Origin of the sequence: Tropicimonas aquimaris, assembly GCF_042676185.1 — a bacterium.
GTDB classification, from domain to species: Bacteria; Pseudomonadota; Alphaproteobacteria; order Rhodobacterales; family Rhodobacteraceae; genus Tropicimonas; species Tropicimonas aquimaris.
In genome coordinates this window covers 23,531-37,770 of record NZ_JBHTJT010000039.1, presented here as the reverse complement: position 1 = coordinate 37,770, position 14,240 = coordinate 23,531, and the positions used below count along the sequence as shown (strand labels likewise).

Genomic DNA, 14,240 nt, shown 5'->3' with positions numbered 1-14,240 from the left:
GGCTATGGGTACGCAATCGAAGGACAACCCTGTTCTGCTGAGGATCCGTGATCTTCGGATCGAGGGCAGCTCGGAGGATCAGTGGATCGAGATCGTCAGAGGCGTGAACCTCACGCTTCGCAAGGGCGAAGTCTTGGGACTAATCGGCGAGTCAGGGGCCGGCAAGTCCACCATCGGACTGGCTTGTATGGGGTTCGTGCGCGATGGCTGCCGATTCTCCGATGGCAGCATCGAGTTCGATGGGATCGATTTGCGCAAGGCGTCCCGAGCCGAGGCCCGCGCCCTGCGTGGTAAGCGGATCGCCTATGTCGCGCAATCGGCCGCGGCGAGCTTCAACCCCGCACACAGGTTGATCGACCAATATTCCGAAGGGCCTGTGTTCCATGGGGTCATGTCCCGCGGGGAGGCAGAAAGCGACGCGGTCGAGCTCTACCGTCGCATGCAGTTGCCCAATCCGAACGAGATCGGGTTCCGGTACCCCCACCAGGTCTCCGGAGGCCAGCTGCAGCGGGCCATGACTGCGATGGCGATGTCCTGCCGGCCAGACCTAATTATTTTCGATGAGCCGACCACGGCGCTCGACGTTACTACGCAAATCGAGGTGCTGTCTGCGATCCGGGATATCATTCGACAGTTCGGAACCGCGGCGATCTATATCTCGCACGACCTTGCGGTGGTGGCGCAGATGGCCGACCGCATCAAAGTGCTGCTGCGCGGCGAGGAAGTCGAGGAAGCTGACACATATGCCATGCTGGCCCAGCCAAGGGAGGACTACACGAAGTCACTCTGGGCCGTCCGAAGCCATGCTCGCCCTGAACAGCCGCCGGTGACCGATGGAACGCCAATAGTTTCGGTCCGCAACGTAACGGCGGGCTACGGAAAGACGATCATCTTGCAGGACGTCGGCTTCGACATTCACCCGCGCCGGACGGTCGCGGTGGTTGGCGAGAGCGGGTCGGGAAAATCGACCGCCGCGCGGGTCATCACCGGCCTTCTGCCACCGGCGGACGGCGAGGTGTTCTTTGATGGCGGCCTGCTGCCGCCCGATTATCGCAAGCGCAGTCGCGATCAACTGCGGCAGATCCAGATGATCTACCAGATGGCAGACACGGCCCTAAATCCGAAGTTAAGGATCCGAGACCTGATCGGGCGTCCGGCGCAGATGTACCTCGGCCTCAAGGGGCGGGCGCTGGATGATCGCGTCCGGACGCTGCTGTCGCTCATTGAATTGGAACCGGAGGAGTACCTTGACCGGCTCCCTTCCGAATTGTCGGGAGGTCAGAAACAGCGCATCGGGATCGCCCGGGCGCTTGCGGCAGAGCCGAAGTTTATCATCTGCGACGAGGTTACTTCGGCGCTCGACCAGATCGTGGCGGAGGGAATCCTGCAACTGCTCGAGCGGCTGCAGTCCGAATTCGATCTGGGCTACATGTTCATCACCCATGACCTTTCGACGGTTCGCGCGATCGCTGACGAGGTGGTGGTCATGAAGGAAGGCCGTGTAGTCGAGCAAGGCCCCAAGACAGAAATGTTTCAACCGCCCCATGACCCCTACACCGAGCTTCTTCTTTCCTCTGTTGCTGAAATGGATCCGGATTGGCTGACCAATCTGTTGGCGCGGCGTGCTGCAACCTAGGCTCCAGACCCACTGAACTTGCATCTGAGGCATGTTTCAGGTTCCGCAAGGAACCTGAAAAAACTGTAACCTGATTTTGCCTTCCGCCGGCTAAGCAGTTTGTGGCGATTTTACACTATCCGGTGGGACACTGTCGGCGGCAATCCGGTGGATCGGTCGAATCCGATCCGTTCGCCCCTGAGAAAATGCGAGGTTGTGTTGCCGTCTTTCGCGGGGGCACACCAGTATCTGCTGGTATGTGAGGTGGCCTGTTCCATTCAGTCGCCGAGGACGTTTGAGTTCTTTTTAGCGGACGCATTCTTGGAGATCGCTGTCTGACGCCAGGAACGGAGACCCAGCGTTGGTCAGGTGACTTGATGAGATTGCGAGGGGCCGTTCCTCCCAATGCGCGGGATCACTGAAGGCGATCAGCTGTGCCTCAGAGTTACATCACGCTTCTGCTCTGTAAGTAGCAAGATCCGCCGTGCCATGGCCTCGGCAGCGGCCCGGTGAAAGTCCAGAACGCTCTCTTTCGGGAAATCTTCCAAGAGAGCCAGGTTTATTTGAACGACCTCGCTGGCCATCTCCGCGACGATGCAAGCCGTGCGCGGTACTCCAGCATAGTAGGCAATCTCACCAATCAAGGCGCCTTCTCGGAACTTGGCCAATGTTCCGTGACTTTCACCATCGGTTCGAACCTCCGCGCGCAATTGGCCTTTACAGACAACGTAGAGTTCGCTCGACGCGATGTTGTCATCGAGGAGAACCTGGCCTTTTCTTAGTGAAACCTTCCGAATTATATCGGGACGGTCTGCGAACTCATGCTGCAGCCTGTTAGCGACCTCCAGAAGGCGCGGCGCGCCGGTGGGGGGGGCGATGGGCGCATCTTTAAGCAACGTGTCTTCGACGCGTTCGAGTTCGTCATTCATTGTGCCGTTGAACCGGAGGTGCTCTTGCTCTGGCAACGAAAGTCGCAATTGACGTTCGAGATCTGGCGACATGGAGCAGAATGTGAGTTCGATGTCGGCCGATTGGGCGGCTTTGACGACCTCGATGAGAGAGGCTGACGCTGACGCGTCAATACCCGCAACCCGCCTGAAATCGAGGATCAGGTATCGGATACCGGTCTCGGGACGAAGTTCAGCTTTGGCCAGTCTTGCAACTTTGTCGGCCGTCCCAAAAAACAGAAAACCTGATAGCTCAAGAACCACGCAGGCATGGCCGGCATGCGACAGCTGTCGCATCTCTTCGTCGGATCTCTCCACCCAGGAGCGACAGTAGGTGAGGTCTGTGCGTGAGCGAAGAATATCCGCTTTCGCATAGGTAAACACGAAGATCGCAGCGGCGGCGAGTGTTCCAAGTGCCAGCGCTTCGAGGAAGCCGAGCGCAGCCGTGACCAGAACTATGAGGAGCACGATCACATACTCGTAACTCGATAGGCGACGAAAGCTGCCAAGCAACCAGGTTCCCAGTAGATCGAACCCCAAGTATGCGACAACCATCGCCATCAGTCCGGCCGGTACGTAGGCGAGATACTCGGTTCCGACGATTGCCGCAGCAACGCATGCGATCGCGGCGATCAACCCCGGAATATGCCCGGCCAAACCCAATCGCCGTGCCAATATAGACTCGCCCAGAATTATATACCCGGGCATCCCCCCAGCGGAGGCAGAGGCAAGATTGGCAAGCCCGGTCGCGCGCATGTCTCGTTCAGTGTCGGACCTTTCCTGGAAGGTCATTGCAAGCCCGGTAGTGTTCATGAGTGATCCGAGAAGTGCCAGGCCAGCAACCGCCGCAAGTGTTGGTGCCTCATTCATTACGCTTATAAAATCAACTTGTTGGACAAATTGCCAATTGTAGGCGTTTCCGAACTCCGTCTCTTGGAAAGGCCCTAATAGAAGTCCGCTGGAAAGGGCCGCCTCCAACGATATCCCTTGGATTGGCAGGATTAAGTAGAAGGCAACCGTAGCGAGCACTATGGACAATGGTAGCGCGAAGTCTCCGGGAACTAGTTTGGCCAGTACGGCAAGCGCGAAGCCGGCGAACAACCATGGCGCCCAACGCAAGAATGGTAGATCAATGATTGCGCTTCTCAGATTGAAGAGCGTGACGCTTTCGCGGGCCAGTATCGCCAAGGCTCCCATGACGAGGAGATAGCCCGTCGCGGCGAGGAATCCGGCTATAACCGGATATGGAGCATAGCGCACCAAGGAGCCAAGGCGAAGGATGCCCGCGACAAAGACTACGACTCCTGCGACGAAGCTCGCCGCCACCAGCAATGCCAAAATCGTCGGAAACAACCTGTCGCCGTAAACAGAGCCCGTTAATGCTATACTGACCGCGGTAGGCGCAAGGACAACGGCGGTCGCATCCTGAGGATTGGTTATGACGCCACGGATAGAGTAGGCGAATGTACCGACCGCTGACATGACCGCTGCACCAAGTAAAGCAAAGTTGGCGCCTTCACCTAGGTACGGCGCTAGCGGACCCGTGTAGATCAGAGCCGCAAACGAAATGGTCAGCGTTACGGCCATCGCGCCGATAATCACGCTGCCGACGAGCAGCCGCAGGAGACCAGCAAAGGACTTCATTTTGTGGTCTCTGGGCCCGCGCGCGCTGCTCTTGAGGCATCGCGGCGCAGCATTCGTGGCTCGTCAAAAACGTCGGAGAAGGCGTTGGTTGAGCATTGGGGAATATTGAAATGTGGTGCTCGCACCCAATCCTCCTTCATCGGCAATGCACTGAGAAAAAACGTTCATTTTTGTTGTAACCGAGGCGTAATGAACCAATCGCAAAGCGACAGGCCTCATCGAGCTTGACCTAGGCGAGGCTATCCCAAGCCACATGGAAAACGGTCGATACCTGTAACGCCTACATAGCTGGTGATCGTGTGGAGGCGGTGGACAACAAGAAATGCATTCAATCATACGTCCCCATGACCGTTACCCCCAACGATTACCGGGACCTCCACTCGATAGGTTTACCACAAATTCGGTCCGGATGGACGATAAGATCGAGACCAATTGGTTTCCGAGGTCGCAACGATCCACCAATCAGACCGGTTGATCGAGATACCTATGGTGCGCTCCAATGACAAACTGCGTTGGCGGCGAGGTGCCATGCGGAGCCGCGGCGCGACTAGATCGTTCTCAGACGGTTGACGCCCTGGTCCGACAATGACCTTACAAGATCGTCATGTGACACGTTCTGCACCTTCACCCGGTTCCGAATTGCAAGTGCAGCGGCTGATCCAGTCGCCTGTCCCATCGCCATACATTGTGGCATGCCGCGAACAGATGCGAATGCAACGGGGTCCGCCGACAAAATGCGCCCCGCAAACATCAGGTTGACGATCTCGGCGGGCACAAGGGAAGAAAATGGAATAGTGTAGTACTCGCCAGCCGCGGTCGCAGCGTCATGGGTCATTGCCGCCTCCGCGCGCATCACTTCGTCAATCGGATTGTCGCAGGCCACGATGCCGTCGGAGAACTTTCTCGCCTGTGCAATGTCTTCCCCCTTCAAGCGGTAGATTCCTTGAAGTTTACGGGTTTCACGGATGCCCGATATCGGAGAGAGCATCGACATGTGCGCGCGCTCGAACCCGGGCACGTCGCTTCTCAGGAATTTTGCCAGGTGTAGGCAGCGCCTTCGTCCTTCCTGAGTGGCGGCGCTGACAGCAAGCGGGTCCGTTCCATCCACTCCGCGCAAATGAACAGAGTTGCAGAACACCGTCCCATCGTGAAACCCGCGCATCAGGTACAGCTTTGCAAGATCGGCGTGCAGGCGGCCATCGGCGACGCCTCTGGCAGCATACTTCTGGAAATATGGATCCGGGTCAGCAAAGGCACGCGCCCAATCCACGCCGACCATGTGGAACGAGATGGTTACAGCCATCATGTTGCCTGAGTCGTCGCCGAGCGTGTAGGGCACGCCGGCCTTGGCGGAAATGTCGCCATCGCCGGAACAGTCGATGACGATCTTTGCTTCCACTGTGAAGGGGCCAGTTCTATCGCAACAGGCGATCGACCTGATTTGATTGCCTTCCATTTGGGGCTCTAGCGCAATCGCGCCCAACCTGACTCGCACGCCTGCTTCCTCAAGCATGTCAAACATGGCCAGGGTGGCGAGGTCATGATCATAGACGATCTCAGGGCCGAAATTCTCCAGCGTGCAAACTCGTTTCTCTGCAGCAGGCGGCTCCATTGACGCAAGCCGATCGAGCAGTTCTTCAATCAGACCGCCAATGATCCTGTCCGATGGGTAGCCGCCACCCCATGGCATGCCAGGGCAAGAAGCCATCACGCCGCCGATCTTGGTCGTCGCTTCCAGCAGCGTGACCCGGAGGCCCTGCCGACCGGCCGCTACTGCCGCTCCAAAGCCTGCCGTCCCACCGCCGATTACGAGAACATCGGCTTGCTCATCTCTCTTGGTCAATTGCTCGCTCCGGTCATTGTAGGAGAGCGAACTGAAGGCCGCCCCGGTGTTGGTGATCCAGAATAGTCGGATCAAGCAGGGGCAGGGGGGAAGATTGTTCCCTTGTCCGCAGGAACGGACGGCTAGGGAAGGAGGGCTGGCCGGCGGCGAGGGCCGGCAACAACACCATCCGCATACGATCGGGCGTTCTGAAACGGTGGACGGGATACCACACCCGAAGCCCCTATACCGAAGTCCTGACACGTCTGTATTCGAGCTCTGCTAGCTGTGCCCCGTCGCCGGCCCCGGCCAAGGGCGAGGTCACGTCAGCTGACAAAGCTTTCGGAGATCATTAGGATTCCTCTGGCGAATGCCAGTCAAACAACGACCCGTCGCATGATCCTAGACGCATTTCAAACCCGCGCGTATCCTTTCACTCGGGAGTTTTCAGAGGGGGGAGTCCCACATGTCCATATTCGAACATCGCCCAGGCTTCGTTGCGGTCTTTGCCCTTTCGATGCTCGGCGCCATCGATAGCAGCGCACAATCGGCCGATAATTCTGAGGAAATGTCGTTCTTCGTCAGCAGCCGAGGTTCTGGTGACGGTGCCAATTTCGGCGGCCTGGAGGGCGCTGACGCACATTGCAATGCGCTAGCCGCAGCAGCTGGTTCGACACGGACCTGGGCCGCGTATCTCAGCACTAGCATGGTGGTAAGGCGGACCGACGGTGGCTTTGAGATCACCGATGGCGTCAGCGCTCGGGACCGGATAGGATCTGGCCCCTGGTACAATTCCGATGGTGTTCTGATCGCGCAGGACGTTGAGGAACTGCATAGCGACAACAACATCAATGTCGAAACGGCGCTCGACGAGAACGGCGACCCGATCAACGGACGAGGCGGAGACGAGCCGCTCGAGCACGACATCCTGACAGGCTCGGACTTCAACGGGCAATTCTCGACAGCTGGCCAGCTTACGACCGCGGGCGCCGACACAACATGCAGCAATTGGACCAGCAACGGTGAAGGTTCTGCCATTGTTGGGCACCATGACCGGGCGGGGTTGAACGAGTCCATGAACATGGTTTCGTGGAACTCGTCCCATGGCACCGCGGGATGTGGTGAGGACGATTTGCCGAGCACCGGTGGCGTAGGCCTGATCTACTGCTTCGCGACAGACTAAGGCTTACGAACATGGCAGCCTGAGCCATAAGCCCCGAAGATCTCCAGCCGGGTGGCCCAAACGGCGGTAGCAAGCCGCAGCCCCGAAACTCCAATCCGAACTGGTACATAGGGATGGGGCGGGACGTAGCTTTCAGGAAGCTCAAGACAACTCGAAGCGGGCAGGGCTTGGGATACTATCTGGTTGATCCGTCGATCGTTGGTGGTGACGCCCTGGGACGTCACCACGAAGCACGTCCTCGCGCATCCTTCGCTGTTTCTTGCCGTCTGGGGATCTATTATCCGTTTAGGTCGCAAAGAACCGTCCCATCTACCATCTGGCTCTCAGAGCCTGAGCGAACCTATCTGAAGGCCCCATGTATTGGGAGGGCTCCAAAAAATGGCGCCCGCCAACACAGCTGAGCACCAAATGTGCAGCGAGGAACCGTGCAGCGATTGCGGCTGTTCCAATGCCCGCTTCCCACGATGTTCAGTTACCTGAACTGCGCTATTGGCTACGATGTGGATCAACAAGCAAAGCACGGATGGCTGAACAATCGAGGGTCGACCGGTAGGTTTGACCGGGATCCACAGAAGAAAGAGGCTCCTTTCTCAAACCGTCAAGTCTCCCTAACGACTGCTGACGTCAAACACTCACCAGCAACAGAACCCTCCATCGACCAAGAGATCCACCCCGGTGCAGAATGACGACGCATCAGACGCGAGGAAGACCGCGGGGCCAACCATTTCGTCGACCGTCGCCATGCGTTGCATCGGGGTCTGGGCCTCGAACTCCTTGGTCTGGTGCACCATCTCCGGTCGCGTGTTCATCGGCGTTGCAGTGTAGCCGGGAGAAATGGAGTTTACCCGGATGCCACGGTCGACCCATTCCATCGCCATCGACTTCGACATGTGGATCACGCCGGCCTTCGATGCGTTGTAGTGCACCTGGGTCAGGCCGCGGTTGACGATCACACCGGACATCGAGGCGATGTTGATGATTGCCCCCTTGCCGTGCCTGATCATCGCGTTCGCCTCGGCCTGGCAGGAGAAGAAGACGCCCTTCATGTTGATGTCCATGAGGGTCTGGTATTGCTCCTCGGACATTTCCTCGGCCGGGTTGGCATTGGCGATACCCGCCGAGTTCACGGCAATGCCGAGAGCTCCGAGTTCATTTTCGGTGCGCGCCACCGCTTCGTCCATCGAGGCCCGGTTGGTCACGTCGGCCGAGATCGCGATAGCCTTGCGGCCGGCGCCCTCGATCATGCTCACGGTATCGGCCAGCCCGCTGTCGGTGCGCCGGTCGAGGCAGGCAACATCGGCACCGCACTGGGCGAGCCCCAGGGCGATGCGCTGGCCGATGCCGCTGCCGGCGCCGGTCACGAAAGCGACGCGCCCAGAAAGGTCGAAGAGCTTGGGTGCGTTCAGAGTGATGCCTGCCATCATTTCCTCCTGTAGGTGCCGCCTCTTGAGGCGCGGCTGATTGGTGTCGAAACCGCTCGGGCAGCCTCACGACATGATGAGGCCGCCGTCGACGTTGATCGTCTGGCCGGTGATGTAGTCGGCGTCCCTGCTGGCGAGGAAGGCGACGAGGCCCGCCACGTCGCTGCCGGTGCCGGCCCGCTTCATCGGGATCTTTTCCTGGACCCACGAATTGATCAGCTCACCCGGCTTGTAATCGCCCAGCATCTCGCCCCAGACCTTGTCGTTGTAATCCCACATCTCGGTCACGATGATGCCGGGGCAGATTGCGTTGACGGTGATATTGTCGAGCGCCACCTCCTTGGCGAGGCTCTGGGTGATCCCGACCACACCCATCTTCGACGCGGCGTAGTGAGGCGTGTAGATGAAACCGTCGCGCGCCTGGCCGGACGCCGTGTTGATCAGGCGGCCGCCCTTGCCCGAAGCACGCATCCGCCGGATTGCCTCCTGACAGCACAGGAAGACGCCCTTGGTGTTCACGTCAAGGACGAGGTCCCATTCCTTCTCGGTCATGTCCTCGATCTTCGCAATCGTGATGACGCCGGCGTTCTGGATCGAAACGTCAACCGGTCCGAACAGTTCCTCCGCCTTGTCGTAGAGGGCCTTCACCTGATCGATCCTGGTGACGTCGCAGAGGACGGGCTCGACACTTGCGCCGGTGGCAGCCGCGAGCTTCGCCGCAGCTTCGGTGACCTGTTCCTCGATCGAGGCCATCAAAATCCTCGCCCCTTCCTGGGCGAAACGCTCTGCCATAGCGTATCCAATGCCCTTGTTGCCGCCGGTGATGACAACCGTCTGGCCCTCGAAGCGTTTCATTCTGAACTCCCTTTCAAACCCGCAGGGTTTCGGGGCGATCGCCGCCCCGTCATCGGCTACACCGCCACACTGGCCCCGGCTTCATCGCTCGTTCGGCTGCCCTGGCCGCTGCGCCACCAATCCGCCAGGCTCTCCCTGGTGAGCATCTGTGATCCGGTCTCGTGTTCGTGCGGTGTCTTGTGGTTCTGGTTCATCGCGACGAGGTATTTCACCGCCCAGTAGCCGATCTCCCATTGATGCTGGGCTATGACGCCGGCGATGACGCCGTCTTCGATGAACTTGAGCGTCTCTTGCAGATCGTCCCACCCAACCACGGTCACCTTGCTGGTGCGCCCGGCGTTGACGACGGCGCGGGCGGCGCCGATCGGATTTGATGCATCTACCCCTACAAGCCCGACGATGTCGGGATGGGCAGCGATTGCCTCTTCGGCGAGACGGTCGGCCTTCTCAGGGTTGTCATCGTCGAAAAGCTCGGCAACGATCTCGATTTCCGGGTAGCTCGCCATCGCTTCGCGGAATCCTCGCACCCTTGCGACGTGGTTGGCGGCCGTCTCGCTGCCGGCGAGGATCGCGACCTGGCCGGCCTTGCCGATCTTGTCGGCGAGGAAATGGCCGAGTTTCCGACCATCCTCGAAATCATCCTTGTGGCCAACGAACGGAAAGGCATCGTCGCAGCGCGTGTCGAAAGTTATGAGGCTGATGCCGGCGTCGATCGCTTCATGCATCAGTGGCGTCTCGGTCGCGGGGTCGAGGCACGAAACGGCAAGGCCGTCGGGTCTGCGCTCGATCTGCGCCTTGATCCGAGCATTGTGATCAGCAATGTCCGCACGCGGGGGAGAGTCCCATGTAACGCGAACGTCGATACCGGATGCCTTGAGTTCGTCCACGGCCTTGCGGGCTCCGGAGGCGACAACGTCATACCAGGGGTGCACAACCTTGGGGATGAAGACGAGCTCCAGCGTCTCATTGATCGGCTTGATCTTGTCGCCCTGATCATAGGCTCGCGCGCGACCGAGGGTGGCCAGTTCCATCACCGACACGTCGTTTGCATCCTCCCTGTCGAGGATGCCGGTCTGGCGCCCCGCCGACATGACCAGGATGCGGTTCGAGACGCCCAGCACCTCTTCGAGATCTGAGCTGACCACAACCACCGCGACGCCCTGGTTCGCGAGTTCGACGATGATGTCATAGATCGAAGAACGCGCCCCGACGTCGATCCCGCGGGTGGGCTCGTCGAGAACTACAACCTGAGGGTTCTCCCGTGCAAGCCATTTGGCGATCACCACCTTTTGCTGGTTTCCGCCGGACATCTCATTGGCTTTCTGTCGCCCGACACCCTTGACCCCGAACTGCGCGATATGTTGGTCGGCAAAACCCCGCACCTGCCCGCCGGTGATCCACCCTGCTCGGGAGATGGTGTTCAGATTTGCATAGGCAATGTTCTCGGCGATCGAATGATCAAGGACCAAGCCCTGCAACTTGCGGTCTTCGGGGACAAGTACGATGCCGTTCTTGATCGCATCGCGCGGACGGCGGGGCGTAATATCGACTCCATTCAGCCGGACTTCGCCAGAGGAAATGGGATCCGCGCCCGTCATGGCGCGCACAAGTTCGGTTCGTCCCGCTCCCACGAGCCCCGCAATGCCGAGGATCTCGCCCTTCTGGACCTTGAAGTTCACATCTTCGAACGCACCGCGTGCTGACGAGAGGTTCCTTACCTCGAGCACAGTTTCCTCGCCGGGCGTCGGGACAGCCGGGAACATTCGACCCATTTTTCGGCCGACCATGGCCTCGACGATTGTGCGCACCGGCACATCGCCACGGTCGAATTCCTTCACTTTGTCGCCGTCGCGCATGACGACGATGCGGTCGGCAACCTGGCGGATTTCCTCAAGCCGGTGCGAGATGTAGATGATACCCACTCCGTCGGCCTTGAGCTTCTCGACCTGCTCGAAGAGCAGCTTTGTCTCGGCGCCGCCCAGCGCAGCTGTCGGCTCGTCAAGGATAAGCAGACGCGCGTTGAGCGTGAGCGCCTTGGCGATCTCCACAAGTTGCTGCGCGGCAGTTGCCAGCCCCTCCACCTTGCGCGTGGCCGGGAGGTCCAGGCCCAGCCGTGAGAGCTGTTCCTTCGCCCGCCGGGTCATGGTCTTGCGATCGACCCGCCCCCCCTTCATCGGCCATCGACCGACAAAGATGTTCTCAGCTATCGACAGGTGCGGCAGCAACAGAAGTTCCTGGTGTATCATGCCGATGCCTGCATCGATTGCCTCCCGAGGATTGGCGGGCGCGAACTCCGCGCCCTGCCAGGTCATTGCTCCGGCCGTCGGGAGGATCGTCCCGGAGATGACGTTCGACACCGTGGATTTGCCGGCACCGTTCTCGCCAAGCAGCGCAACGACTTCCCCGGCATGAATGTCCAGATCGATACCGTGCAGAACTTCGACAGGCCCGTAGGACTTGCGAATGTTCCGCAGCGACAAGATTGGGGTTTTGCCTTCGGTCGTCATGCCTTTGCCTTTCGAGCAAGCTGCCGGCTTTCGCGCTCTTACGGGTGCTTTTCCACAAACTGTGCTGCGTTGTCGCAATCGGTCAGCACGGCGTTCGGAATCTGACGAGCCGGAACGGATGCGCCTTTCGACACTGCGATTGCAGAGTTCACTGCCAGGACGCCCATCGCCTGGGTGCTTTGTGTCGCCGTCACGACGAACGGCGTGTCACAGCGGGCGAGCGATTCCAGCGCAGCTACGTCGCCGTCATAGCCCCCTACGACGATCTGGTCAGAGAGGCCGGCCGCCTCGACGGCTTTGGCGGCACCCATCGCGATGCCATCGGCCTGGCCGAAAATCATCTTGATGTCGGGGTGAGCCTGCAGCATGTTCTGGCCGATCGAAAACCCTTCGTCCGGCGACCACATCTGCGTCCATTGCTGGGCGACAAGCTCGACGTCCGGGTTCTCGTCGATTGCCATCTTGCAGCCCTCGAAGCGCTGCTGCTCTGGCGTCGTTCCCTTCTGGCCGTGGATGATGACCATCTTGCCGGCACCCCCGGCGCGCTCAATGATCGAAGAGCAGACTTCATAGGACGACATCACGTTCTCGCCGTAGATCACGGTGTCGCCCGGTTCGCCTTCCGGCTCCCGGTCTACGTTGATGACCGGGATGCCCTCGGCACGTGCGAGGCGCGTCGGGACCGCTGCAGCGGCGGCGCCGGCCGGGATGTAGATAAAGGCGTCGATGCCCTGCGTCAGCAGATCCTGCACCTGGCTGACCTGCGTATTGGTGTCACCCTTCGCGTCGACCGTAATGACTTCGATACCGAGGCTGGCTGCGTAATTCTCCACGCCCAGTTTGATCTGGTTGAAGAAATCGGCCTGGAGGTTGGGAACGGCAAGGCCGATCTTCTCGATGCCGACGCCCTGCGCCGAAGCTCCGCCAGCCACGGTCATGATGGCGGTGGCAAGAAGCGCTGATTTGATTTGCGATTTCATGAAAGTCTCCTCCTCAGTTGTTTGGTCCGTTGATGTTCAGGACCGGATTCGGTCCGAAAGCCGGACCTATAGATTGGGGTAGGGACACAGTCCCGTTCGCTATCAGTTCCCTCTCTGCTTGATCGTCTCCGCGGCGACTGCCAGCACGATGACCACTCCGATGATGACAGCCTGCAGGAATGGCGAGACGGAGAGCAGGTTGAGCCCGTTGCGCAGCACTCCGATGATCAACACGCCGATGATCGTGCCTCCGATGCCACCTGTGCCACCGGACAGACTGGTGCCGCCAATCACGACCGCCGCGATCGCATCGAGTTCATAAGCGATGCCGATGGTCGGCTGAACTGCATCCAGGCGCGCCGCGAGAAGCACTCCCGCCAAGCCCGATAGCGTTGCGCACGCGGTGTAGACCAGAACCGTTGCTCGCTTGACATTGATGCCGGCAAGGCGCGCGACTTCAGAATTGCCGCCGATTGCATAGAGAGCACGGCCGCCTTCCCTGTAGCGCTGGAACAGCAGTGCGAGCGCAAAAACCACAAGCATCACCGCGACGGACATCGTCAGAAAACCACCGTAACGGATGATCGCGCCCATGTTGAACCATGGCGGAAAGCCGATGATCTGGGAGCCATTGGTGATCATGCTCGCCAGACCGCGCGCTATAGACATCATGGCAAGCGTCGCAATGAAAGGGGGGACCTTGAACTCCGTTATCACCAGCCCCGAGATGAACCCTGCAAAGGCGGCAACGATCAGCGCGCCGGGTATCGCAACGCCCATCGGCATGCCGGCTTCCACATTGAGATAGCCAAGCACCATCATCGCCAGCGCGAGCACCGATCCAACCGAAAGGTCGATCCCCGCGATCAGAATGACGAACGTCATTCCGACTGCGATGATCCCGATGACCGTGACCTGATCGAGGATGTTCAGGAAATTCCGCAGTGAGAAGAACGAGTCTGTCGCGATCGACAGGAACGCGCAGAGAAGAATCAAGCCAATCAGCGGCCCGGTCGCCCCACCGAGGGAAATGAAATCGGAGATTCGCCTGTTTTCCTGCGGTCGGGCCGATGTCGCGCTCATTTGATCCTCCCCTGCAGCATATATATTCATGTATGCTGCATTATGCCTAGTGCGTCCTGCCGCTTGTGTCAAGCGTGGCGAACTCAGTGCTCATGTCAACAAAATCTGAAAATTCGCCGCGCTGCAGAATTATCGGGTGGCGAATCGGCTGAGCGGTGTCCTCTTGACACGCCATATATATGG

9 protein-coding genes are annotated in these 14,240 nt (G+C 59.5%); 2 read left to right on the top strand and 7 right to left on the bottom strand.

Annotated features, from left to right (window positions below; all coding sequences use genetic code 11):
- Positions 1 to 4 precede the first annotated feature (4 nt).
- The gene (locus tag ACFQ2S_RS17835; RefSeq protein ID WP_386076534.1) at positions 5 to 1,636 is read left to right on the top strand and encodes an ABC transporter ATP-binding protein; all 1,632 of its coding nucleotides are present in this window, start codon (positions 5 to 7) and stop codon (positions 1,634 to 1,636) included.
- A gap of 407 nt (positions 1,637 to 2,043) precedes the next feature.
- On the opposite strand, the gene ACFQ2S_RS17830 is transcribed toward ACFQ2S_RS17835, so the two are convergent.
- Together ACFQ2S_RS17830 and ACFQ2S_RS17825 are read right to left on the bottom strand one after the other, a co-directional pair.
- Complete coding sequence (locus ACFQ2S_RS17830) at positions 2,044 to 4,206, bottom strand: SulP family inorganic anion transporter (protein WP_386076532.1); 2,163 nt, start codon at positions 4,204 to 4,206, stop codon at positions 2,044 to 2,046.
- A 547-nt stretch (positions 4,207 to 4,753) separates the two neighbouring features.
- Positions 4,754 to 6,049 carry an FAD-dependent oxidoreductase gene (locus ACFQ2S_RS17825; protein ID WP_386076530.1) on the bottom strand — a complete coding sequence of 432 codons (1,296 nt, stop codon included), beginning with the start codon at positions 6,047 to 6,049 and terminating at the stop codon, positions 4,754 to 4,756.
- Positions 6,050 to 6,494: 445 nt separating this feature from the next.
- Between ACFQ2S_RS17825 and ACFQ2S_RS17820 the strand changes: the two genes are divergently transcribed.
- A complete protein-coding gene (locus tag ACFQ2S_RS17820) occupies positions 6,495 to 7,211 on the top strand; it encodes a hypothetical protein (protein WP_386076529.1) in 717 nt (238 codons plus the stop codon).
- Between the two features lie 632 nt (positions 7,212 to 7,843).
- Here ACFQ2S_RS17820 and ACFQ2S_RS17815 read toward each other — a convergent pair.
- The 5 genes from ACFQ2S_RS17815 to ACFQ2S_RS17795 form a co-directional block, all read right to left on the bottom strand.
- Positions 7,844 to 8,632 carry an SDR family oxidoreductase gene (locus ACFQ2S_RS17815; protein WP_386076527.1) on the bottom strand — a complete coding sequence of 263 codons (789 nt, stop codon included), beginning with the start codon at positions 8,630 to 8,632 and terminating at the stop codon, positions 7,844 to 7,846.
- 66 nt (positions 8,633 to 8,698) lie between these two features.
- On the bottom strand, positions 8,699 to 9,487 hold the full coding sequence (locus ACFQ2S_RS17810) for an SDR family NAD(P)-dependent oxidoreductase (protein ID WP_386076526.1): 789 nt from the start codon (positions 9,485 to 9,487) through the stop codon (positions 8,699 to 8,701).
- Between the two features lie 56 nt (positions 9,488 to 9,543).
- A complete protein-coding gene (locus ACFQ2S_RS17805) occupies positions 9,544 to 11,994 on the bottom strand; it encodes an ATP-binding cassette domain-containing protein (RefSeq protein ID WP_386076524.1) in 2,451 nt (816 codons plus the stop codon).
- A 38-nt stretch (positions 11,995 to 12,032) separates the two neighbouring features.
- Positions 12,033 to 12,974 carry a substrate-binding domain-containing protein gene (locus ACFQ2S_RS17800; protein ID WP_386076522.1) on the bottom strand — a complete coding sequence of 314 codons (942 nt, stop codon included), beginning with the start codon at positions 12,972 to 12,974 and terminating at the stop codon, positions 12,033 to 12,035.
- A 102-nt stretch (positions 12,975 to 13,076) separates the two neighbouring features.
- On the bottom strand, positions 13,077 to 14,057 hold the full coding sequence (locus ACFQ2S_RS17795) for an ABC transporter permease (protein ID WP_386076520.1): 981 nt from the start codon (positions 14,055 to 14,057) through the stop codon (positions 13,077 to 13,079).
- Between the last annotated feature and the right edge of the window lie 183 nt (positions 14,058 to 14,240).

Bases quoted from the DNA above. Each gene is read 5' to 3' on its own strand.
- ACFQ2S_RS17835 (WP_386076534.1), top strand. From the start codon at position 5: ATGGGTACGCAATCGAAGGACAACCCTGTTCTGCTGAGGATCCGTGAT.
- ACFQ2S_RS17830 (WP_386076532.1), bottom strand. From the start codon at position 4,206: ATGAAGTCCTTTGCTGGTCTCCTGCGGCTGCTCGTCGGCAGCGTGATT.
- ACFQ2S_RS17820 (WP_386076529.1), top strand. From the start codon at position 6,495: ATGTCCATATTCGAACATCGCCCAGGCTTCGTTGCGGTCTTTGCCCTT.
- ACFQ2S_RS17815 (WP_386076527.1), bottom strand. From the start codon at position 8,632: ATGGCAGGCATCACTCTGAACGCACCCAAGCTCTTCGACCTTTCTGGG.
- ACFQ2S_RS17810 (WP_386076526.1), bottom strand. From the start codon at position 9,487: ATGAAACGCTTCGAGGGCCAGACGGTTGTCATCACCGGCGGCAACAAG.
- ACFQ2S_RS17805 (WP_386076524.1), bottom strand. From the start codon at position 11,994: ATGACGACCGAAGGCAAAACCCCAATCTTGTCGCTGCGGAACATTCGC.
- ACFQ2S_RS17800 (WP_386076522.1), bottom strand. From the start codon at position 12,974: ATGAAATCGCAAATCAAATCAGCGCTTCTTGCCACCGCCATCATGACC.
- ACFQ2S_RS17795 (WP_386076520.1), bottom strand. From the start codon at position 14,057: ATGAGCGCGACATCGGCCCGACCGCAGGAAAACAGGCGAATCTCCGAT.